Source organism: Clostridium sp. TJA085 (genome assembly GCF_058310235.1).
On sequence record NZ_JBZEEZ010000003.1, the window covers coordinates 189,942 to 211,180 of the forward strand.

Annotated in this window: 24 protein-coding genes, 1 tRNA gene and 2 other annotated features (1 of these 27 only partly in view); of the genes, 3 read left to right on the forward strand and 22 right to left on the reverse strand. The window is 29.7% G+C overall.

Annotation, left to right across the window (positions count from 1 at the left end):
* Positions 1-12: a sequence feature (ribosomal protein L10 leader region), on the reverse strand (it extends 123 nt beyond the left edge of the window).
* Positions 13-52: 40 nt separating this feature from the next.
* The 15 genes from rplA to AC4FQW_RS10350 all read right to left on the reverse strand — a co-directional run bounded on the left by rplA (position 53) and on the right by AC4FQW_RS10350 (position 11,816).
* Positions 53-742, reverse strand: coding sequence for a 50S ribosomal protein L1 (rplA, locus tag AC4FQW_RS10280; RefSeq protein WP_491148927.1), 690 nt, complete (start codon positions 740-742; stop codon positions 53-55).
* A 54-nt stretch (positions 743-796) separates the two neighbouring features.
* Positions 797-1,222, reverse strand: coding sequence for a 50S ribosomal protein L11 (rplK, locus tag AC4FQW_RS10285; RefSeq protein WP_491148929.1), 426 nt, complete (start codon positions 1,220-1,222; stop codon positions 797-799).
* 89 nt (positions 1,223-1,311) lie between these two features.
* Entirely contained in the window at positions 1,312-1,833 is a 522-nt protein-coding gene (gene nusG / locus AC4FQW_RS10290; protein ID WP_491148930.1) for a transcription termination/antitermination protein NusG, read from the reverse strand.
* Between the two features lie 31 nt (positions 1,834-1,864).
* Positions 1,865-2,089 carry a preprotein translocase subunit SecE gene (secE, locus tag AC4FQW_RS10295; protein WP_491148932.1) on the reverse strand — a complete coding sequence of 75 codons (225 nt, stop codon included), beginning with the start codon at positions 2,087-2,089 and terminating at the stop codon, positions 1,865-1,867.
* A 52-nt stretch (positions 2,090-2,141) separates the two neighbouring features.
* The gene (gene rpmG, locus AC4FQW_RS10300) at positions 2,142-2,291 is read right to left on the reverse strand and encodes a 50S ribosomal protein L33 (protein WP_024614767.1); all 150 of its coding nucleotides are present in this window, start codon (positions 2,289-2,291) and stop codon (positions 2,142-2,144) included.
* Positions 2,292-2,497: 206 nt separating this feature from the next.
* The gene (tuf, locus tag AC4FQW_RS10305) at positions 2,498-3,691 is read right to left on the reverse strand and encodes an elongation factor Tu (protein ID WP_491148913.1); all 1,194 of its coding nucleotides are present in this window, start codon (positions 3,689-3,691) and stop codon (positions 2,498-2,500) included.
* Between the two features lie 62 nt (positions 3,692-3,753).
* Positions 3,754-3,829, reverse strand: a tRNA-Thr gene (locus AC4FQW_RS10310).
* 79 nt (positions 3,830-3,908) lie between these two features.
* Positions 3,909-4,529: an RNA polymerase sporulation sigma factor SigH gene (gene sigH / locus AC4FQW_RS10315; RefSeq protein ID WP_303131179.1), complete on the reverse strand. Its 621-nt coding sequence runs from the start codon at positions 4,527-4,529 to the stop codon at positions 3,909-3,911.
* A 91-nt stretch (positions 4,530-4,620) separates the two neighbouring features.
* Complete coding sequence (locus tag AC4FQW_RS10320; protein ID WP_303131180.1) at positions 4,621-5,133, reverse strand: NYN domain-containing protein; 513 nt, start codon at positions 5,131-5,133, stop codon at positions 4,621-4,623.
* Between the two features lie 15 nt (positions 5,134-5,148).
* Positions 5,149-6,048 (reverse strand): 23S rRNA (guanosine(2251)-2'-O)-methyltransferase RlmB, encoded by a 900-nt coding sequence (gene rlmB / locus AC4FQW_RS10325; protein WP_491148935.1) that lies wholly within the window; start codon positions 6,046-6,048, stop codon positions 5,149-5,151.
* A gap of 49 nt (positions 6,049-6,097) precedes the next feature.
* Positions 6,098-6,511, reverse strand: coding sequence for a Mini-ribonuclease 3 (locus AC4FQW_RS10330; protein WP_303131183.1), 414 nt, complete (start codon positions 6,509-6,511; stop codon positions 6,098-6,100).
* 51 nt (positions 6,512-6,562) lie between these two features.
* Entirely contained in the window at positions 6,563-7,972 is a 1,410-nt protein-coding gene (cysS, locus tag AC4FQW_RS10335) for a cysteine--tRNA ligase (RefSeq protein WP_491148936.1), read from the reverse strand.
* 16 nt (positions 7,973-7,988) lie between these two features.
* On the reverse strand, positions 7,989-9,698 hold the full coding sequence (locus AC4FQW_RS10340) for a proline--tRNA ligase (protein WP_491148937.1): 1,710 nt from the start codon (positions 9,696-9,698) through the stop codon (positions 7,989-7,991).
* A 66-nt stretch (positions 9,699-9,764) separates the two neighbouring features.
* Positions 9,765-9,949, reverse strand: a binding site (T-box leader).
* 58 nt (positions 9,950-10,007) lie between these two features.
* Entirely contained in the window at positions 10,008-10,688 is a 681-nt protein-coding gene (gene ispD, locus AC4FQW_RS10345) for a 2-C-methyl-D-erythritol 4-phosphate cytidylyltransferase (RefSeq protein WP_491148939.1), read from the reverse strand.
* Positions 10,689-10,703: 15 nt separating this feature from the next.
* Positions 10,704-11,816: a PIN/TRAM domain-containing protein gene (locus AC4FQW_RS10350; RefSeq protein ID WP_491148941.1), complete on the reverse strand. Its 1,113-nt coding sequence runs from the start codon at positions 11,814-11,816 to the stop codon at positions 10,704-10,706.
* Positions 11,817-12,127: 311 nt separating this feature from the next.
* Between AC4FQW_RS10350 and AC4FQW_RS10355 the strand changes: the two genes are divergently transcribed.
* A complete protein-coding gene (locus AC4FQW_RS10355; RefSeq protein ID WP_303130059.1) occupies positions 12,128-12,526 on the forward strand; it encodes a nucleoside triphosphate pyrophosphohydrolase family protein in 399 nt (132 codons plus the stop codon).
* Between the two features lie 76 nt (positions 12,527-12,602).
* On the opposite strand, the gene disA is transcribed toward AC4FQW_RS10355, so the two are convergent.
* From disA to AC4FQW_RS10375, 4 genes are all read right to left on the reverse strand, one after another.
* Positions 12,603-13,667: a DNA integrity scanning diadenylate cyclase DisA gene (gene disA, locus AC4FQW_RS10360; RefSeq protein ID WP_303130057.1), complete on the reverse strand. Its 1,065-nt coding sequence runs from the start codon at positions 13,665-13,667 to the stop codon at positions 12,603-12,605.
* Between the two features lie 16 nt (positions 13,668-13,683).
* Positions 13,684-15,051, reverse strand: a complete 1,368-nt coding sequence (radA, locus tag AC4FQW_RS10365) for a DNA repair protein RadA (RefSeq protein WP_491148943.1) — start codon at positions 15,049-15,051, stop codon at positions 13,684-13,686.
* A gap of 186 nt (positions 15,052-15,237) precedes the next feature.
* Complete coding sequence (nagB, locus tag AC4FQW_RS10370) at positions 15,238-15,966, reverse strand: glucosamine-6-phosphate deaminase (RefSeq protein WP_491148945.1); 729 nt, start codon at positions 15,964-15,966, stop codon at positions 15,238-15,240.
* Positions 15,963-16,685, reverse strand: coding sequence for a GntR family transcriptional regulator (locus AC4FQW_RS10375; protein ID WP_491148946.1), 723 nt, complete (start codon positions 16,683-16,685; stop codon positions 15,963-15,965). Before AC4FQW_RS10375 ends, nagB begins: the two co-directional genes overlap by 4 nt.
* A gap of 135 nt (positions 16,686-16,820) precedes the next feature.
* Between AC4FQW_RS10375 and AC4FQW_RS10380 the strand changes: the two genes are divergently transcribed.
* Both AC4FQW_RS10380 and AC4FQW_RS10385 read left to right on the forward strand, forming a co-directional pair.
* The gene (locus tag AC4FQW_RS10380; RefSeq protein WP_303130050.1) at positions 16,821-16,988 is read left to right on the forward strand and encodes a hypothetical protein; all 168 of its coding nucleotides are present in this window, start codon (positions 16,821-16,823) and stop codon (positions 16,986-16,988) included.
* A gap of 127 nt (positions 16,989-17,115) precedes the next feature.
* Entirely contained in the window at positions 17,116-17,346 is a 231-nt protein-coding gene (locus AC4FQW_RS10385) for a glutaredoxin family protein (protein ID WP_303130048.1), read from the forward strand.
* 123 nt (positions 17,347-17,469) lie between these two features.
* On the opposite strand, the gene AC4FQW_RS10390 is transcribed toward AC4FQW_RS10385, so the two are convergent.
* The 3 genes from AC4FQW_RS10390 to AC4FQW_RS10400 form a co-directional block, all read right to left on the reverse strand.
* Positions 17,470-17,694 carry a glutaredoxin family protein gene (locus tag AC4FQW_RS10390; protein ID WP_491148947.1) on the reverse strand — a complete coding sequence of 75 codons (225 nt, stop codon included), beginning with the start codon at positions 17,692-17,694 and terminating at the stop codon, positions 17,470-17,472.
* Positions 17,695-17,705: 11 nt separating this feature from the next.
* On the reverse strand, positions 17,706-18,641 hold the full coding sequence (trxB, locus tag AC4FQW_RS10395; protein WP_303130044.1) for a thioredoxin-disulfide reductase: 936 nt from the start codon (positions 18,639-18,641) through the stop codon (positions 17,706-17,708).
* 157 nt (positions 18,642-18,798) lie between these two features.
* Entirely contained in the window at positions 18,799-21,234 is a 2,436-nt protein-coding gene (locus tag AC4FQW_RS10400) for an ATP-dependent Clp protease ATP-binding subunit (protein WP_491148949.1), read from the reverse strand.
* Between the last annotated feature and the right edge of the window lie 5 nt (positions 21,235-21,239).

A 21,239-nucleotide genomic window follows, 5' to 3' on the forward strand; every position in this document is an offset into this window, starting at 1 on the left:
ATTCATTTTCAACAGAACTTATTCTAACACATAAAGTTCTTTAAGTCAATAATTATTCTGTAACTTTTGCTGGATTTATTTTTGCTCCAGGTCCCATTGTGCTAGTTACTGTAACTGACTTAATGTATTGTCCTTTAGCTGCTGCTGGTTTAGCTTTAACTAAAGCTTCCATTAATGTTTTGAAGTTTTCGTGTAACTTTTCAGCTCCGAATGACTTCTTACCGATTGGGCAGTGTACGATAGCAGTTTTATCAACTCTGTACTCAACCTTACCAGCTTTTATTTCAGCAATTGCTTTAGCAACATCAAATGTTACTGTTCCTGATTTTGGGTTTGGCATTAAACCTTTAGGTCCTAAAACTCTACCGATTCTACCAACAACTCCCATCATATCTGGAGTAGCTACAACTACATCGTAGTCAAACCAATTTTCTGTTTGGATCTTTTGAACTAATTCTTCAGCTCCAACAAAATCTGCTCCCGCTTCTTGAGCTTCTTTAGCTTTATCTCCCTTTGCAAAAACTAAAACTCTTACGTTTTTACCAGTTCCGTTTGGTAATACTACTGCACCTCTTACTTGTTGGTCAGCATGTCTTGGATCTACTCCAAGTCTAACGTGTAATTCGATTGTTTCATCGAAGTTAGCTTTTGCAGTTTTAACAGCAAGCTCTAAAGCTTCTGTTGGATTATATAAAGCACTTTTATCTATTAACTTTGCACTTTCAACATATTTCTTTCCCATTAATAAGCCTCCTTTGTGGTATTAGCGGTTTGTACCTCCCACTATTTTTGTGAATTACTCTTCGATAGTTACACCCATACTCTTAGCTGTACCTTCAATCATTCTCATAGCACTTTCGATTGTAGCAGCATTTAAGTCAGGCATTTTCATTTCCGCTATTTTCTTAACTTGATCTTTAGTTAATTGTCCAACCTTTGTTCTATTTGGAACTCCTGATCCGCTTTCAAGTCCTAATTCTTTCTTAATTAGAACTGCAGCTGGAGGAGTCTTTAAGATAAAACTAAAAGATCTGTCTTGGTAAACTGTGATTACTACTGGTATTATTAATCCAGCTTGATTAGCAGTCTTTGCATTGAACTCCTTACAGAATCCCATTATGTTTACACCGTGTTGTCCTAAAGCTGGACCTACTGGTGGTGCTGGAGTTGCCTTTCCTGCAGGAAGTTGAAGTTTAATCATTCCAGTTACTTTCTTAGCCATTGTTTATTCCTCCTATACTGTGGTATATACGGACAATATGTATTGTTTTTTGTCCTCCCACTTAATTAAAACATTAGTTATAATCTAAATTATACTAATTTTTCTACTTGATTAAAATCTAGCTCAGCTAATGTTTCTCTTCCAAACATATCAACTAAAGCTTTAATTTTTTGTTTTTCAAGGTTTATCTCTTGAATTGTAGCCACGAATTCTCTAAGTGGTCCTGAGATAACTCTTATACTTTCACCTACTTCAAGATCAATATCTACAGGTAGTTCTATAACTCCCATTGATTCAATCTCTTCTTCAGTAAGAGGAACTGGTTTAGATCCAGGTCCTACAAATCCTGTAACGCCTCTTGTGTTTCTAACAACATACCAAGATTCGTCTGTCATTAGCATCTTTACTATTACATATCCTGGAAATTTCTTTTTAAGGGAAACTTTTTGTTTTCCATCTTTTTCTTCAATTACTTCTTCCATCGGTATTTGGATATCATGAATTAATGATTCAAGATGTCTGTTTTCAACAACTTTTTCTATGTTAACCTTAACTTTATTTTCATATCCAGAATACGTATGTACTACATACCATCTTGCTCTTTCACTCATATTAATCGGTGATTAACACCCAAACCTCCCTTTACTTAAGTTTCAAAACTACTTCGAAGAGGTTTTGAAAAATATAATCTAGTCCACCTACAAGTATAATATATACTATAGCGAACCCAAGAACTGCAATCAATGCTTTTTTTGTTTCATTCTTTGAAGGCCACGTAATTCTTTTAAATTCCGCTTTTACATCCTTAAAGAATTTAAACACGCCACCTTTTTGAGCGGCTCCAGTTTTTACATTATTACCAGCCATAGTTTCACATCCTTAATAATATTAAAGTCTGTGTCTTTACTTAAGCGCTAAACTATTTAGTTTCTCTATGAAGAGTATGCTTTTTACAGAATTTACAATATTTTTTCATTTCCATTCTGTCTGGGTTGTTCTTCTTGTTCTTCATTGAGTCATAATTTCTTTGTTTACACTCTGTGCAAGCTAAAGTTATTTTTACTCTCACGGTCTGCACCTCCAGTTTTAAATATATATTCTAAGAGATATACCTCTTACTGTATCTGTTTCGTGACTTCATGAGTTACTTTCTCACATTATCACAATTTATTTAAACTGTCAATAATCTATCCTTTGTAAAGGACTAGGTAAATTACCCAGTCCTTCTAACAAAATATTATTGACAGTTATAATCCATAATATACTTTTTTGTTACTATTCGATTATGCTAGTAACAACTCCTGAACCTACAGTTCTTCCACCTTCTCTGATTGCGAATCTTAATCCTTCGTCCATTGCTACTGGATTGATTAATTCAACGTTCATGTCGATGTGGTCTCCTGGCATTACCATTTCCATTCCTTCTGGTAATTTGATTGATCCTGTTACGTCAGTTGTTCTGAAGTAGAATTGTGGTCTGTATCCATCAAAGAATGGAGTATGTCTTCCACCTTCTTCTTTTTTAAGTACGTATACTTGACCTACGAATTTTTTGTGTGGGTTAACTGAACCAGGTTTAGCTAATACTTGACCTCTTTCGATTTCAGTTCTTTGAACCCCTCTTAATAATGCTCCGATGTTATCTCCAGCTTGCGCTTCGTCTAGTAACTTTCTGAACATTTCGATTCCTGTAACAACAGTTTTCTTGATTTCTTCGCTTAATCCTACGATTTCAACTTCTGCTCCTACATTTAATATTCCTCTTTCAACTCTTCCTGTAGCAACTGTTCCTCTACCAGTAATTGTGAATACATCTTCGATTGGCATTAGGAATGGCTTATCTGTTGCTCTTTCTGGAGTTGGGATGTAGCTATCTACTGCTTCCATTAACTCTTCGATACATGCGATTGAAGCTTCATCAGTTGGGTTTTCTAATGCTTTTAATGCTGAACCCTTTATTACCGGAATATCATCTCCTGGGAAGTTGTATTCGCTTAATAATTCTCTGATTTCCATTTCAACTAATTCTAATAATTCTTCATCATCAACCATATCAGCTTTGTTTAAGAATACTACGATGTGGTCAACTCCAACTCTTGATGCAAGTAGGATGTGCTCTCTTGTTTGAGGCATTGGACCATCTGCTGCTGAACAAACTAAGATTGCTCCGTCCATTTGTGCTGCTCCTGTGATCATATTCTTAACGTAGTCTGCGTGTCCTGGACAGTCAACGTGAGCATAGTGTCTGTTTTCTGTTTCATACTCAACGTGTGCTGAGTTGATTGTGATTCCTCTTTCTTTTTCTTCTGGTGCTTTATCGATTTCGTCATATTTGAATGACTCAGCGAATCCTTTGTTTGCTAATACTGTTGTAATAGCTGCTGTTAATGTAGTTTTACCGTGGTCTACGTGACCGATTGTTCCAATGTTAACGTGTGGTTTACTTCTTTCGAATTTTGCTTTTGACATTATAAATTCCTCCTATCACTCTAATAAACCTTGCCTAGTGTTTCTACTTTTTTATATGTTCCTGGAGCTCACGATCGGGATTGAACCGACGACCTCCGCCTTACCAAGGCGACGCTCTGCCGACTGAGCTACGTGAGCACTCATCTATTATGAGTTTTCTTTAATATACCAATTATAAAGTTTACTATCATTTTTTTTGTTTGTCAATAAAAAATAATCACTTTACATCTAAGCATTTTTCTAGTTTTCTCTTAACTCTTTGCAAAGCATTATCTATTGATTTTGCGTGCCTATCTAAATCGCAAGCTATCTCTTGATAAGACTTACCATCTAAGTAAGAATTAAGTACATTAAGTTCTAATCTAGATAGCACTCTTTCCATTTCACTTTCTATTCTTTCTTTTTCCTCTTGACTTATAATAAGTTCCTCAGGATCTGTAATTTTAAATCCAGCCAAAACATCTAATAGAGTTCTTTCTGAATCCTCTTCATAGATTGGTTTATTTAATGATATATAAGTATTCAATGGAATATGTTTTTGTCTTGTAGCTGTTTTTATAGCTGTAATTATCTGCCTTGTTACACATAATTCAGCAAATGCTTTAAATGTTGATAATTTTTCTGGATTAAAGTCTCGTATAGCTTTATAAAGACCAATCATCCCCTCTTGATAAATATCTTCCTTATCAGCACCTATTAAAAAATATGATTTAGCTTTTGATTTTACAAAATTTTCATACTTATTTATTAAGTATTCTTGCGCTTTTATATTTCCATTTTTAGCTTCAATTGCTATTTCTTCATCAAATTTATCTTCAAACTCTAAATACTTAATCATTAATAATCACCATTCTAAACATCTTCCCCTCAAAACCTAGTCCCTATTATACCTGCTATTATACTTAGCAAATTTAATCAAGTCAACATTACTAATGACTTCTACGAATCTTCTCAAGTTTATGAAAAATATCTTCATCAATATTATCACTTAAATTATTTTTTTGAGATATCATGTTCCTCTCTGCCTTAACCCTAATTTTATCTTCCACATTAACAACCTCATTATAAAATTCTATAGAAGATATTCTTGTTGCTCCTCTTTGAAATATCGTTTGTTGCTCCAGCCAATCTGACGTCACAACGCAAACTTCATATTTTCTACCAATTAAGTTTACTTCTTTTTCTATATATGCATCTGCTGTTTCACCATCTTTGGTAAACACTATCGATAAATTTCTATTAACATCTTCCTTGTTTTCTATATTTCCAGCAACTTTATGCCCATCAAATACTAAAACTATTTTACAATCATTATAACTACCATAATTGTGAAGTATATTTATCAATTTATCTCTAGCTCCATCAAAACTTATATTTTTTAAATCTTTTAAATTAGGCCAGCTGTTTAAAACATTATATCCATCTATAAATATAATCTTCACATCTCATCCCTCTTTTTATTTTAATCTACCCTTTAATACTTCATACATCATTATACCACCTGCAACTGATGCATTTAAAGAATTTATTTTTCCAATCATAGGAATTCTAACTAACTTATCACATTTCTTTAATGTTAACTTAGATATTCCTCTTCCTTCACTTCCTATTATTAAAGCACAAGGTCCACTAAAGTCAACTTCATAACTATATTCTCTTCCTTCTATATCTGCACCATATACCCATATTCCTTGTTCTTTTAATTCATCAATTATATTGTTTATATTAGTAACTTTAGCTATTTTCACATGTTCAACTGCACCAACTGATGATTTATAAACTGTAGGTGTTACACCAACATTTCTTCTTTTTGGAATTATGATACCATGTACTCCACATGTTTCCGCTGTTCTTATTATTGAACCTAGATTATGAGGATCTTCTAATTCATCTAATATTATTATAAAAGGTGCTTCTCCTTTTTTCTTTGCATCATCTAAAATATCCTTAACTTCAAAATATTTATATGGTGTTATTTTAGCTATAACTCCCTGATGAACCATTCCAGCTGACATAGAATCTAACTTTTTCTTATCTGCTTCTTTTATAACTATTTTGTTTTTCTTAGCAAGATTTATTATTTGATTTATAGATCCTTCTCTTGAACCATTTGAAAGATATAGAGCTTCTATTGTTTTATCATTCTTTAAAGCTTCCATAACTGCATTTCTACCAATTATTAAATCTTCTCTTACTTCTTGAACTTGATTATTAACCATCTTCTTTTCTTCTCTTTGCTTTCTTGGCTCTCTTACCTTTTTTGAAAAAGTTTCTTCTTGAAACTTTTCTTCTTTATTTTTATTATATTTTCTTTCATCTCTTCTTCTATTTTGATTACTCTTTTTTATTCTTGTCATATTAATAACTCCTTAACTAATTTTAAGTTACCATAAAAGTTTAATTTTATTATTTACAAATTTCTATACTCTTATTAAATATAAAGTCTAATCTTTTTTCATCATTTATCAAGTACAAATATCCAACTAATGCTTCAAATCCCGTTGCCATTCTATAATCTCTAACATCTGCATTTTTAGGAACAGTTGCTGATTTAGCATTTCTTCCTCTTTTGAATATATACAATTCTTCTTCTGTTAATTCTCCTTCTATGTTATGCATTATATCTGATTGACTCTTAGCCTTAACATAACCTATAGCTTTTTTATGTATTTTGTGAGCTGAAAGCTCTGTGTTATTTGAAAGTATATACCCTCTTATAAAAACTTCATAAACAGCATCACCAACTAAAGCTAACTGTAGGGGATTTAATCTTCTAGCTTCATCTTTACTAAATTCTCTTGTTCTAAAATTTTCTAACATAGTTATTACTCCTTTAAATAAGGGCTGCACTAAACGCACAGCCCTTTTAAATTAGTCTACCTTTTTCCATCTAACTCCTTGTGGAGTATCTTCTAACACAATTCCTCTTGCTTTTAAGTCATCTCTTATCTTATCTGCAAGGGCAAAATCTCTATTTTTTCTAGCTTCTTGTCTTTGTTGTATTAATCCTTCTATTTCTTCTGCTTCATCAGCTAAATCTACCTTAGTTGATTTCTGAAGTATTCCAAGTGGTGCACCAAGTTCTCTTATTAGCGCTAATGCACCTTGAGCTAATTCTTTTGATGACTCTCCATTTATATTTGTATTTATATCTTTTACTAAATCAAATATTGCAGTTATTGCATCTGAAGTGTTGAAATCATCATCCATTTTTTCAATATATTTTTCTCTATATTTATTTAAACTCTCAAGATACTTCTTCTCTTCTTCGTTCATCTTATCTCTTGAAACTTCATCTATAAGATTTTCAAGATTTCCTATTGCATTATAAAGTCTTGCAACTGATGCTTTTGCTGAATCTAAAAGATCAGTGCTGTAATTTAATTGAATTCTATAATGACATGATAACATTAAGAATCTTATTACATCAGCATCATATTCTTTTAATACATCTCTTGCTGTAAAGAAATTATTTAGTGACTTAGACATTTTTTTATTATTTACATTAACATAAGCTGAATGCAACCAATAATGGGCAAATGGCTTTCCTGTTAATGCTTCACTTTGCGCTATTTCATTTTCATGATGCGGGAATGCTAAATCCATTCCACCTGCATGAATATCTATTGTTTCCCCTAAGATATTCTTTGCCATGCATGAACATTCAATATGCCATCCTGGTCTTCCTTCGCCCCAAGGACATTTCCATGCTGGTTCTCCTTCTTTCTTTGCCTTCCATATAGCAAAATCCATAGGATCTTTCTTTCTTTCATCAACATTTATTCTTGCACCAGCTTGCAATTCATCTAAATTTTGACCTGACAGTTTACCGTATCCTTCAAACTTTTTAGTGCTAAAGTACACATCACCATCAACTTCATAAGCATATCCTTTATCTATTAAATCTTTAACAAATTTTATTATTTGACCAATATACTCTGTAGCTCTCGGATTTACTGTAGCTCTTTCTATATTTAAGGCATCAGCATCAGTATAATATTCTTTAATATACTTATCACCAACTTTTTTAACAGTTAAACCTTCTTCATTAGCTCTTTTTATCATTTTATCGTCTATGTCTGTAAAATTTTGAACAAATTTTACTTTATAGCCTCTATACTCAAAATATCTTCTTATAGTATCAAAAACTATAAAAGTTCTACCATTACCTATATGGAAAAAGTTATACACTGTAGGTCCACATACATACATAGTAACTTCTCCTGGAGTTATTGGTACAAACTCCTCTTTTTTATTTGTTAATGTGTTGTAAAGCCTCATTCTATACGCCTCCTAACTATTTTAGGTTATTTTTTTCGAATTCTGCTCTTACTCTATCTTTAGCTTCTTCTATTTTTATTGTTTCATTTTCTCCGCCAGTTCTTAATTTAAATTCAACTTCTCCATCACTTATCTTCTTACCAACAGTTATTCTCATTGGTATTCCCATAAGTTCTGAATCCTTAAACTTAACTCCAGCTCTTTCTTTTCTGTCATCTAAAAGTGCTTCTACACCCATAGACTTAAGTTCTTCATATATTTCTGTTGCAATTCTCATTTGATCTTCATCTTTTGAATTTACTGCTACAACTGAAACATGATAAGGTGCAACTTCTAACGGCCATATTATACCATTTTCATCATGATGTTGTTCTATTATTGATGCAACAGTTCTTGTTACTCCAATTCCATAGCATCCCATTATAAATGGTTTTTCTTTTCCATCTTCATCTATAAATTTAGCATTCATAGCTTCTGAGTATTTAGTTCCTAGTTTAAATATATGACCTACCTCAGTACCTCTTGCAATAGTAACCTTTCCGCCACACTTAGGACAAACTTCTCCTTCTTCTACATTTCTAAAGTCGCCAACTACTCCTTCAAATTCTCTTCCGTAATTAACTCCTGTTAAATGGAACCCAGTTTCATTTGCTCCCGTAACCATATTGTACATTCTGCTTACTTCTTCATCAACTAAAAGTAAATCTACCTTTAATCCAACTGGACCTGCAAATCCTGTTTCAGCACCTGTTGCTCTAAGCACTTCTTCATGTGAAGCTAATTCTATATCAGCTGATGCATTAGCTGCATTTGCAACTTTTACTTCATTAACTTCTCTATCCCCTCTTACTAAAACTCCAACTAATTTTCCATCTACATTGTATATTAAAGTTTTAACAGTTTTCTTTGGAGATACTTTTAAAAATTCTGATACTTCTTCTATTGTTCTACTATCTGGTGTAGATACTCTCTCCATTGCAACTAATTCTTCAGGTTCTGCTATTTCTGCTTTAGCTTCTGCTTTTTCTATGTTTGCTGCATAATTACATTCTGTACAGAATACTACATCATCTTCTCCAACTTCTGATTTAACCATAAATTCTGCTGAATTTGAGCCACCAATTGCTCCTGAATCCGCTTCAACACATTTTGCATCTAATCCACATCTATTAAATATTTTTACATAAGCATCATGCATTTTATCAAATGCAATATCTAATCCTGCTTGATCTTTATCAAAACTATAAGCATCTTTCATTATGAATTCTCTTGATCTCATAACACCAAATCTTGGTCTAGTTTCATCTCTATACTTTGTTTGAATTTGATATAAGTTTAATGGTAATTGTTTATATGATTTTATTTCATTTTTAACTATGTTAGTAAATACTTCCTCGTGAGTTGGTCCTAAACAAAAATCTCTTTGATTTCTATCTTTAACTCTAAACATTTCTGCTCCGTAAGCATCCCATCTACCTGACTCTTGCCATAATTCTGCTGGTATTACAGCTGAACATAAAAGTTCTTGCGCTCCAGCATTATCCATTTCTTCTCTAACTATATCTTCTACCTTTTTAAGAACTTTTACTCCTAATGGTAAATGATTATATATTCCTGATGCCATTTTTCTTATTAATCCTGCTCTAAGCATTAATTGATGGCTTGCTATTTCTGCTTCTGCTGGAACTTCTCTTAAAGTTGCAATTAGCATATTAGACATTCTCATATTTTTATCCTCCTATTTATATAAATTAATTATTTTCTTTAAAATATAAAAAAGCCACCCTATTAACAATAGGGCGACTAACTATCGCGGTACCACCTAAATTTTTTCTTTAATAATGATAACGGTATTAAACCGATAGTTTTTGCCTATTACTCAGAAGCTGGTTCAAAATCTATTTTGGAATCTTTCAGCCTAAGGATTCTCTCTCTGAAAACTTAGCGATTTCTACTATTCTTCATCATAGCCTTTAACTAGTATAAAATTATACTTAATTATAACTTTTTAAAAATATACTGTCAACAGAGTTAATTACTCAATATTCTTTGATAAATATTCCCCTAATACAAGGTCTTCTGGAGTAGTTATTTTAATATTTGTATACTCTCCATCATAAAGAAAAACTTTATTTCCAAATGCTTCTACAACCATAGTATCATCTGTAACACCCATATTTTGAAGCTTAACCTTTTCATGACAAGATAATATTAAGTTATAATCAAATATTTGAGGTGTTTGAACTGCAACAAGTTTTTTTCTATTTAAAGTTTGTTCTGATATTCCATAATCATCTTTAAATTTAATAGTATCTTTTGGCATAACCCCCGGAGCCACAGCTTTAAACTCTTTTGCAAAATTTATTCCCTCTGTTATTATTCTATCTGATACAAACGGTCTTGCTCCATCATGTATTAAAACAATATCACAATTTTCTAATGATCTTAAACCATTTAAAACTGAATCTTGTCTTTCTTTTCCACCACATACTATTTTGTTAACTTCTAAATTATATTTTTTTAATATTTCCCTTTTGCAGTATTCTATTTCATCTTCAGGAAGAACTAAAATAACTTCATCTATACTATCATTATTTATAAATTTTTTTAATGTATAATAAAGAATTGGTTTATTATTTATAAGTATATATTGCTTACTTATATCAGAACCCATTCTTCTACCTCTTCCTCCAGCTAATATAATTGCACTGTTCATTGAAAGAAATCTCCTTTAATTATCTTTAGGTTTTGCAAATATCATTCTTCCAGCAGCAGTTTGTAATACAGAAGTAACTATGACCTCTATAGTTTTTCCAATATATTTCTTACCACCTTCAACAACAATCATTGTTCCATCATCTAAATAAGCAACACCTTGACTTGCTTCTTTTCCATCCTTAACAACTTCAACTGTCATCTCTTCTCCAGGAATAACAACAGGTTTTATAGCATTTGAAAGTTCATTTATATTTAGTACTGGAACACCTTGAACCTCTGCAACTTTATTTAAATTATAATCATTTGTTATTACTTTACCATCTAAAGTTTGTGCTAATTTTAAAAGCTTTGCATCAACTTCAGCAATTTTTGGAAAATCTCCTTCCCAAATCTGAGTTTCTATATCAAGCTCCTTTTGAATTTTATTTAATATGTCTAATCCTCTTCTTCCTCTAGTTCTTTTTAAAGAATCTGATGAGTCTGAAATATGTCTTAATTCATCTAAAACAAAATTTGGAATAACAAGTGGACCTTCTATAAAGCCAGTTTGACAAATATCAAAAATTCTTCCATCAATTATTACTGATGTATCTAATACTTTTGGTATTTCTTTACCTCTTGTATTTTTTCCTTTTTTATCTTTAGGTGCTTTTTCTTTGTTAACATTTGCTTTTTTCATTGCTAAAAACATATTGCTTATATCGTCTTTTTTTTGAACCATTATCCTCATACCAATTATTGCAAATAATATATTTACCAAAATATAAAGTATTGGTCCTAAAGGTCCCCCAATATCATTTAAAGGTCTTGCTACAAAAAATACTATAACTAATGCTATTACAGCTCCTATAGCTCCATATATTATTTCTAATACAGTAAATTTTTTCATATTTTTTTCTATATAATCAATAACGTTTAAAATCCCTCTATATATTGATGGAGATATTAAATATAAAATAATTGCAAATAATACCGAAATAACTATAAGAAATGTTACTTTTCCACCTGTTCCTGATAAATATTTAAACCCTTGAACAGCCTGGATTTTTAAAACAGCTTCTCCTACAATATATCCTATTAACAATCCTATCAATGTAAGAATGTATCTAATTATTTTTTTTAACATCTTTTCACCTCCCTATTAATTATTAACAAAATCTCTATATAAAATTCTTAGTTAAATACAATTAATTGTAATTATATTTACTTATTAATTATAACATACCAAAAGATTCTCTTTCATGAAAAATTTCTTAATTTAAGAAACTCTCCACCATCTCATATTTCCATTGATTTTATTCCCCCTATATTTTATTGAAAAGATGTTATATTATTATCTTAAAGTTAATTATATACGTAATTGTTAATTGACAAATATTACCTTGTAATTCTATAATTAATTTATACTTATAAACTATTAGCAAGGAGTTGAAGCAAATGAAAGATATTATTTTTGATGATTTTCAAAACAATGTAAACGATTCTTTACTTAGACATAAAAGCATCCTTGATACTTTAAGTAAATATACTGAATCAAATTCTAGGGTTAATAGAGCAATTATTAAAGCTGTTACAAATTGTGGTTGTATAAAAATAAATGCAAGCAAACAATGTTTAGTTAACGAAGATTATTCAATAGAAAATATTTCTGAATGTCTTAAAAATCATTTAGAAGGTAAATTATGTAATAATTGTCGTGAAGTTATTGAACGTGAGATGGGTAACAATATTTTCTATCTTACATCCCTTTGCAATACTTTAGATATAAATCTATATGATATATTTTTAAAAGAAAATGATAAAATAACTACTTTAGGAAAGTTTAATTTTAGGTAATGAATTATATAAAAAGTTCAAGTATATAAAAAACGATATTCCAAGAGATAATTTATCCCTATAGAATATCGTTTTTTTATAACTCTACCTTTAATGATATTTGATCATTTATTCTTCTTAATCCGTTTTTTATTGCTTTAGCTCTAGCTTCTCCAATACCATCAACCTTATCTAAATCATCTATGTCAGCTTCTAATATATTATTAAAATTTTCAAAATGAGATATTAAGTTATCAATAACATTAGATGGTATTCTAGGTATCTTACTTAGCATTCTATATCCTTTTGGTGATATTAAAGTATCAGCAAGTGGTGCATATCCATATCCTAAAGTTTTTGCTATAGATTCTAAGTCTATAAGTTCTTCTGATGTTAACTTTTGAATATTTTCATATATTTCATTATGATCTTTTTCTGGACCACTATAATCTCTTATTAAAAATATCCCATCTCTTTCAACATGCTTTATTAATTCATTTAATTGCATAGATATAAGTCTTCCCTCATTACCTAACTCTAAAATATATATTCTTATTTCTTCAACAATTCTCATTACCATTTCTGTTCTTTGAATTGCAGTAACTACATCAAAAAGTGTTGTTAAATCTTGAAACTCTAAAAGATTTAAGTTATTTATTACTCTTTCTAATACAGAAACATACTTTTCAAGGGTTTGAACTGCCTGATTTGCTCTACCAAGAATTACACTACTTTCTCTTAATACATATTTTATATCGCCTTTATAAACAGTTATAATATTTCTCCTTTGAGATATTGCTACAACAACCTTTCCAGTTTCTCTAGCAACTCTTTGGGCAGTTCTATGTCTTGTTCCAGTTTCAAAGGTAGGTATTGATGCACTTGGTACTAATTGTGCATTAGCACAAACAATCTTTTTTATATCTTCACTTAAAACTATAGCTCCATCCATTTTTGCCAATTCATATACATAAGCAGGAGAATATTCTGAATGAATTGTGAATCCTCCATCTACTATATTCATGACATCTTCATTATCACCTAAAACAATTAATCCTCCAGTTTTTGCCCTTAATATATTTTCAAGCCCTTCTCTTAATTGAGTTCCTGGACACATCATTTTCAATATGTTTTTTATTTCAACATCTCTTTCTAACCTCATACGCTCACCTATTCTCCTAGAATATCTTACTTATAGCTTCTTTTATATTGCTAACACACATAATATTTATTGTCTTATTATTAACCTTATCTCTATTTCTACTAGGTATTATAGTATTTTCAAACCCCATCTTTTCTGCTTCATTTACAAGTCTATCTATTGATGTTATAGGTCTTATTTCACCAGTTAATCCCACTTCACCTACAACTAATACCTTAGGAAGTTTAATTCCTTTCCCCCTCATACTTGAAATTAATGCAATTGCAACGCCAAGATCAGACGTAGTTCCATCTAAATTTAATCCTCCAACTACATTAACATATACATCATGATTATAAAATGGTATTCTAAGCTTCTTCTCCAAAACCGCAAGTATTAAACTTAATCTTTGATTATCAATACCTACAGCTGTTCTTCTTGGCATAACAGCCTTAGTTTCTGTAACCAATGCTTGAATTTCAACAAGTATAGGTCGTGTTCCTTCCATAATTCCAATTACAACAGAACCTTCTTGATTAAATGTTGTATCTTCAAGGAACATGCTAGATGGATCATATACTTCAACTAATCCTTCTTGTCTCATTTCAAAAACTCCAATTTCACTTGTTGTTCCAAATCTATTTTTCATAGTTCTTAAAATTCTAAATTCTTCTGTTCTCTCACCCTCGAAATAAAGAACAGTATCTACCATATGTTCAAGAACCCTTGGTCCTGCAAGCTCACCTTGCTTTGTAACATGTGCAACTATAAATAAAGGTATATTTTTCTTTTTACCAATTCTCATCATTTGATTTGAACATTCTTTTACTTGTGACACACTTCCTGGTGCTGATGTAACACCTTCTTTGTATATTGTTTGTATTGAATCTATTATTACAAACTTTGGTTCTAATTCATCTATATAAACTTCTATTGTATCAAGGTTAGTTTCTGAAACAATATATAAATCATCACAGGTTACACCTAACCTATCTCCTCTTATTTTTATTTGTTCTTCTGATTCTTCTCCTGAAACATAAAGTACTTTACCATAATTTTTAGCTATATTATTAGCTGTTTGAAGTAATAACGTTGACTTACCAATTCCAGGGTCTCCTGATATTAAAGTTAATGAACCTTTTACAAGACCTCCACCTAAAACTCTGTTTAATTCATTTACTCCTGTATCATATCTTTCCTTTTCACCTGATTTTATATTTTTAATGCTTTTAGGCATGTTCTCAGGCTTAAGAATTTTTACTATATCATTTTTAATTTGAACTTTATTATCTCTAACTTCTTCAACAAAAGTATTCCATTCATTACAAGAGGGACATTTTCCAAGCCATTTTGCTGATTCATATCCACATTCTTGACAGATAAACATTGATTTTATTTTAGCCATAAAAGCACCTCAATCTATTTTTCACTTTATGAAATTTCGTTACATTTCACTTATATTATAATAACATACAATTGTAAAGTTAAACTATTGATTAATTAATTTTATTTTATAAAAATTTTTAAAAAGAATAGGCTGATATAAAACATTTTAAAATGCTTTGTATCAGCCTGTTATATATTTAAATTTTTACTTTATAAGTTTTGCTGCATCTTCATCTATAATAACTGTAACATCACTGTGCATATTAAGCATTGTAACTGGACATTCAGTAGTTATTTTTCCACTAAATAACTCTTTAATAGCTTCTGCCTTACTTTCTCCACTTGCTATTAAAAGAATTTTTTTTGATTTCATTATTTGACCAAGCCCCATAGTTATAGCTGTTTTTGGTACCTCTTCCATAGAATCAAAAAATCTTGAATTAGCTTTTATTGTGCTTTCTGTTAATCCAGTTAAATGAGTTCCTGATATTAAAACTGAATCTGGTTCATTAAATGCTATATGTCCATTATTTCCAACACCCAATAATTGTATATCTGTTCCACCTAACTCATCTATTTTTTTATCGTAAGCTTTTCCCTCTTCTTCTATATCTTTAGCTAATCCATTTGGTACATAAGTATTAGCCTTATTTATATTTATATGATCAAAAAGATTACTATTCATAAAGTGTCTATAACTTTGCTCATGTGTTCCAGAAAGACCTATATATTCATCAAGATTAACAGTTGTTACTTTTGAAAAATCTATTTTTCCATCCTTATTCATTTTTATTAATTCCTTATACATTCCAACTGGTGTTCCACCTGTTGCAAGACCTAATACAGCATCTGGTTTATCACTTATTACTTTTTGAATTACCTCTGCTGCTACTTTACTCATTTCATCATAATTTTTGACCATAATTAATTTCATTTCAATTTCCCCTCTCGCCTTGATATATTTACTTGTAATATATATTTATCTGATCTATAAATAGATTCTTCTACAAAAAGAACATTGTTATTTTCATCTAATGTTGTTCCAAATGTGCTTATTAATGGAAGTATATTATCCACCTCAAAAAGCTTTTTATAATAATCATCCATAACAATTGCCTTTATTGATGATTCAGAATGATTTATAAAATGACCTCTTTCTTCAATTAACTTAAATAAAGAACCTTTTAATTTTTCTTCATTTAATTCTCCACATATTCTAGGTGATATATGTACTAATTCATTAGCTATACATTCGCCATTTACTTTTCTTATTCTATTTATTCTATAAACCTTGTTGTCTTTTAATAACTCAACCATATCATCAGGAGTATCTATAATATTAAGTTCTAGAACCTCAGTTTCAAGTTTTCCACCTGATCTCTCAATAATATCTGTAAAACTCATAACATCTTGTTGCTTTACTTTTGGCTCACAAACAAAAGTACCTTTTCCTTTTTCTCTAACTAAAACTCCTTCTTGAACTAATTCCCCTAATGCCTGTCTTACTGTCATTCTGCTTACTTCATAGTGCTCAGAAAACTCTCTTTCACTATCAATGCATTCCCCAACCTTCCAATAACCTTCGGAAATCTTATCTAATATATCTTGTTTTAATTGAAAATAAACTGGAATTGGACTATTTTTATCTATCATATTTATTCCTCCTTAATTAATTATAACTAATTAATATATAGTTGTCTAGACCACTATACAATATGTTTTATTTAGCATAATAAATTTATTTTATACAAATAATAATTATACAATTTAAAAGGAGATGATGATACAATGATTGATAAATCAAAACTTATTAACACCAATATAATTCCAAAGAATACTATAAAATATAACAATCCAATAAATATAAGTGAAACTTTTTCCAATAATATAATAGAAGGAGATTACAGTAATCTTATATTAAATTCAAATTTAGAAAATGAAGATATAATAAAGTAAATTTATAAAATATTTGTTACACATTATACATATTAAGCAACTTGAATTTAATTGATTTATAGAGTACAATTTATTAAAAAAGATATTTAATTAATAATTATTATCGTCTAATTAAGGAGGAAGTATTATGGTAAAAGTATATACAACTAATTCATGTCCTTGGTGTGTAAAAGCTAAAGATTATTTAACAAAAAAAGGAGTAGAGTTTACTTCATTAAATGTTCAAGATGATATGGAAGCTAGAGAAGAAATGCTTAAAAAATCAAAACAAATGGGAGTACCTGTTCTTGATATAAACGGAACTATTATAATTGGATTCGATAAGCCTGCAATTGATAAAGCATTATCTAACGTTTAATATAAAAAGTCACTATTAAAATTTTAATAGTGACTTTTAATTTAAAAAATAAAAAAGTGAGCTAAAAACTCACCTTTTATAAATTAAATATATAAATATGTCCGAATATTTACTTATAAAATATTACCTTAAAGCTTCATCTATAGCTTTTTTGTCAAATCCAACAATAACTTTCCCATTAATATCTAATACTGGTACTGTTCTTTGACCTGATACTTCTTGAACTTCATTTCTATCTTCATGTTTATCTGCAACATTAATTTCTTGAAATTCTATTCCTTTCATATCTAAGTATTTCTTTGCCTTAATACAAGCTGGACACCATGATGTTGAATATATTTTTATCATTACAAATCACCTTACTTTCCTAATTTCTTTATATATTTTTCTGCTTCTAATGCAGCTATAGTTCCATCAGCAACAGCAGTTGTTATTTGTCTATATTCTTTCTCTCTAACATCTCCAACTGCATATACTCCTGGTATATTAGTTCTCATATTTTCATCTGTAATTATATAATTTCCTTTTGAAAGATTAATATAATCTTTAAATAGGTTTATCATTGGTTCATGGCCTATTGATCCAAAAACAGCATCTATCTTTATTTCTTTTTCTTCACCAGTTAATGTATTTTTAATTATTCCTTTTTCAACAAAATCATTACCTTCAACTGATATTAAATCTTCATTATAAAGAATTTCTATTTTATCATTCTTTTCAACTTCTTCTAAAACAGCTTTTTCACCTCTAAAGTAATCATATCTTCTTATTATATATACCTTCTTAGCAAAGTTTGTTAAGAATATCGCTTCTTCTAAAGCTGTATTTCCTCCACCGACTATAGAAATAATTTTATCTTGATACATAGCCCCATCACATACTGCACAATAGTGAACACCCTTGCCTGCAAATTTTTCTTCATTTTTTATAGGTAATTTTCTTGGTGATGCTCCTGTTGCAATTATTACTGCCTTCGGTTTATATATAACTTCTTCAGTCTCTATAATTTTTTCATTTTCATTAAACTTAACATTTTCTATAATATCAAACTCATCTATATTTGTTCCTAATTCTTCTGCCTGTTGTTGCATTATATCTGCAAGTTCAGCTCCAGATATTTTTTTAAATCCTGGATAATTTTCAACAGTATAACTATTCCTTACTTGACCACCAACTATTTTGTCTTCCAATAAAAGCAAATCTAATCTTGCTCTTGATGCATATATAGCTGCTGTTAACCCTGCTGGGCCTCCACCAATTATAATTAAATCAATATTTTTTATTTCCTTTTCCAATTTAATTACCTCCTTACCCCCCAGGGGTATATCCTATAATTTTATTATATCACTTTATAATTAGATATTTCAATAAAATTTTTTAATTAATAATTATTTAATTTTAAATAAAAATATAAAATTTAAAGGGAGTATTAAAAACTACTCCCTTTATAAGTTAACTTATACACTTAAATTTTATACATTCTTCTTTTATAAAAGCTTCTAAATTTTTACCTTTTTCTATATTTCCCATTAAAATTTCTTCACTAAGCCTATCTTCAATTTCCTTTGTTATTACTCGTCTAAAAGGCCTTGCACCATAATCATTAACTGTACATTTACTTAGTAAATAATCTTTTATATCATCATTAAAAATAATATCTATATTATTTTTATTTAATCTAATTTTTATATCTTTTAACATTATATCTAATATATCTTTTAAGTTATCTTTTTCTAACTTATGAAACACTATTGTGTCATCTATTCTATTTAAAAACTCAGGTCTAAAACTTTTCTTTAAATCATCTAATATATTTTCCTTCATAGATTTATATTCACTTTCATGTGAAACAGATGTTAAAAATCCTACATTTCTTTGCTTTGTTATTTTATGAGCTCCTATATTAGATGTCATTATTATTATTGTATTTTTAAAATTTACAAGTTTACCTTTTCCATCAGTAAGTCTTCCATCCTCTAATATCTGCAACAAAATATTAAAAACATCACTATGAGCTTTTTCTATCTCATCTAATAAAACAACTGAATACGGATTTCTTCTTATAGCCTCTGTAAGCTGACCTCCTTCATCATAACCTACATATCCTGGAGGTGCTCCTATAAGCTTAGAAACAGCATGTTTTTCCATATACTCTGACATATCTATTCTTACCATATTATTTTGATCACCATATACAGCTTCAGCTAATGCTTTGCAAAGCTCTGTTTTACCAACACCTGTAGGTCCTAAAAATATAAAACTGCCAATTGGTCTATTTGGATCTTGAAGTCCAACCCTAGATCTTCTTATAGCTTTTGCTATAGCAGATACAGCTTCCTTCTGTCCAATAACTCTTTTATGAAGTCTATCCTCTAGTTTAAGAAGCCTTTCACTTTCTTTTTCAGTTAGCTTTTCTACTGGTATATTGGTCCAACTTGATACTACTTTTGCAATATCTTCTGCATTAACTATTAACTCATCAACATACTTATTATCATTTAAATTATTTGATTTTTTTTCAAGTTCATTTTTTAAACTTTTTTCTTTATCTCTTAATGATGCTGCTTTTTCAAAATCTTGAACTCTTACAGCATCCTCTTTATCAATTTCTAATTTTTCTATTTTCTCTTTTAAAACTTTTATATATGGTGATATTTCAAGATTTGATATATTAACTTTAGCTGCGGCCTCATCAATTAAGTCTATTGCCTTATCTGGCATATATCTATCAACTATATACCTTTCAGACATTTCAACAGCTGCCTTTAAAGCTTCATCTGATATTTTAATTTTATGATGAGTTTCATATTTTTCTTTAAGGCCTCTTAAAATCTTTAATGTTTCCTCTTTATTAGGTTCACTAACTGTTACTGGTTGGAATCTTCTCTCTAAAGCTAAATCTTTTTCTATATGCTTTCTATATTCATCTGTGGTAGTTGCACCAATACATTGAATTTCTCCTCTAGCTAAAAAGGGTTTTAATATATTTGATGCATCAATAGCACCTTCTGCTCCTCCAGCTCCTATAATTGTATGAATTTCATCTATAAATAATATTATATTTTTATTTTCCTTAACTTCTTCAACTATTTTTTTTAATCTTTCTTCAAATTCTCCTCTGTATTTAGCTCCAGCAATTATATTTGATATATCTAAAGAATATATTTGTTTGTCTTTAAGTATTTCAGGTATATTTCCATATATTATTTTTTGTGCTAAACCTTCTATTATTGCAGTTTTTCCTACTCCTGGTTCACCTATAAGACAAGGATTATTTTTTGCTCTTCTACACAATATCTCAAGTACTCTTTGAATTTCCTTATCTCTCCCTACTAAAGGATCAAACTTCTCTTCTTTTGCTAATTTAGTCATATTAACACTATACTTTTTTAAAACTGGATTATCTTTATTTAAATTTTCATTATTATCTTCACTTATATGTTCATCGCCCGTATTTTCCAAAAAAGAAATTATATCTTTTTTTATTAAACTCATATCATTATCAAATTGAGATAATAAAGTATATGCAACTCCATCATTCTCTTTAAGAAGTGCTAAAAGTATATGTTCTGGATTTATATATGCATGACTAAAATTTTGAGCTTCCTTAGCACTAATTTCTAATAAATGCTTAGTTCTTGGCGTTAATAATAGCTCGTCTATCATTAAATCTACATCACCAAACCCTAAATAACTTTCTACTTTTCCCTTTACATCTTCATAACTTATATTGTATTTGTTAAGTAGAATGCTTGCATATCCACCTTCCTTTAAGATTCCAAGTAATATGTGCTCAGTACCAACATAACCATGCTTAAAATTAATAGACTCTTTTTTCCCCTCTAAAATTAAATTCTGAGTCCTTTCATTAAACCTTCCATTACTCATACATT

What these genes read in the sequence shown, in the direction of transcription:
- disA (WP_303130057.1), bottom strand. Translation starts at nt 13,667, where the DNA reads ATGAGGTTAGAAAGAGATGTTGAAATAAAAAACATATTGAAAATGATG.
- AC4FQW_RS10355 (WP_303130059.1), top strand. Translation starts at nt 12,128, where the DNA reads ATGAAAGATATTATTTTTGATGATTTTCAAAACAATGTAAACGATTCT.
- cysS (WP_491148936.1), bottom strand. Translation starts at nt 7,972, where the DNA reads ATGAGGCTTTACAACACATTAACAAATAAAAAAGAGGAGTTTGTACCA.
- AC4FQW_RS10330 (WP_303131183.1), bottom strand. Translation starts at nt 6,511, where the DNA reads ATGTTAGAAAATTTTAGAACAAGAGAATTTAGTAAAGATGAAGCTAGA.
- rlmB (WP_491148935.1), bottom strand. Translation starts at nt 6,048, where the DNA reads ATGACAAGAATAAAAAAGAGTAATCAAAATAGAAGAAGAGATGAAAGA.
- AC4FQW_RS10385 (WP_303130048.1), top strand. Translation starts at nt 17,116, where the DNA reads ATGGTAAAAGTATATACAACTAATTCATGTCCTTGGTGTGTAAAAGCT.
- AC4FQW_RS10350 (WP_491148941.1), bottom strand. Translation starts at nt 11,816, where the DNA reads ATGTTAAAAAAAATAATTAGATACATTCTTACATTGATAGGATTGTTA.
- AC4FQW_RS10340 (WP_491148937.1), bottom strand. Translation starts at nt 9,698, where the DNA reads ATGAGAATGTCTAATATGCTAATTGCAACTTTAAGAGAAGTTCCAGCA.
- AC4FQW_RS10375 (WP_491148946.1), bottom strand. Translation starts at nt 16,685, where the DNA reads ATGATAGATAAAAATAGTCCAATTCCAGTTTATTTTCAATTAAAACAA.
- AC4FQW_RS10400 (WP_491148949.1), bottom strand. Translation starts at nt 21,234, where the DNA reads ATGAGTAATGGAAGGTTTAATGAAAGGACTCAGAATTTAATTTTAGAG.
- AC4FQW_RS10390 (WP_491148947.1), bottom strand. Translation starts at nt 17,694, where the DNA reads ATGATAAAAATATATTCAACATCATGGTGTCCAGCTTGTATTAAGGCA.
- rplA (WP_491148927.1), bottom strand. Translation starts at nt 742, where the DNA reads ATGGGAAAGAAATATGTTGAAAGTGCAAAGTTAATAGATAAAAGTGCT.
- radA (WP_491148943.1), bottom strand. Translation starts at nt 15,051, where the DNA reads ATGGCTAAAATAAAATCAATGTTTATCTGTCAAGAATGTGGATATGAA.
- AC4FQW_RS10380 (WP_303130050.1), top strand. Translation starts at nt 16,821, where the DNA reads ATGATTGATAAATCAAAACTTATTAACACCAATATAATTCCAAAGAAT.
- ispD (WP_491148939.1), bottom strand. Translation starts at nt 10,688, where the DNA reads ATGAACAGTGCAATTATATTAGCTGGAGGAAGAGGTAGAAGAATGGGT.
- tuf (WP_491148913.1), bottom strand. Translation starts at nt 3,691, where the DNA reads ATGTCAAAAGCAAAATTCGAAAGAAGTAAACCACACGTTAACATTGGA.
- rplK (WP_491148929.1), bottom strand. Translation starts at nt 1,222, where the DNA reads ATGGCTAAGAAAGTAACTGGAATGATTAAACTTCAACTTCCTGCAGGA.
- sigH (WP_303131179.1), bottom strand. Translation starts at nt 4,529, where the DNA reads ATGATTAAGTATTTAGAGTTTGAAGATAAATTTGATGAAGAAATAGCA.
- nusG (WP_491148930.1), bottom strand. Translation starts at nt 1,833, where the DNA reads ATGAGTGAAAGAGCAAGATGGTATGTAGTACATACGTATTCTGGATAT.
- secE (WP_491148932.1), bottom strand. Translation starts at nt 2,089, where the DNA reads ATGGCTGGTAATAATGTAAAAACTGGAGCCGCTCAAAAAGGTGGCGTG.
- nagB (WP_491148945.1), bottom strand. Translation starts at nt 15,966, where the DNA reads ATGAAATTAATTATGGTCAAAAATTATGATGAAATGAGTAAAGTAGCA.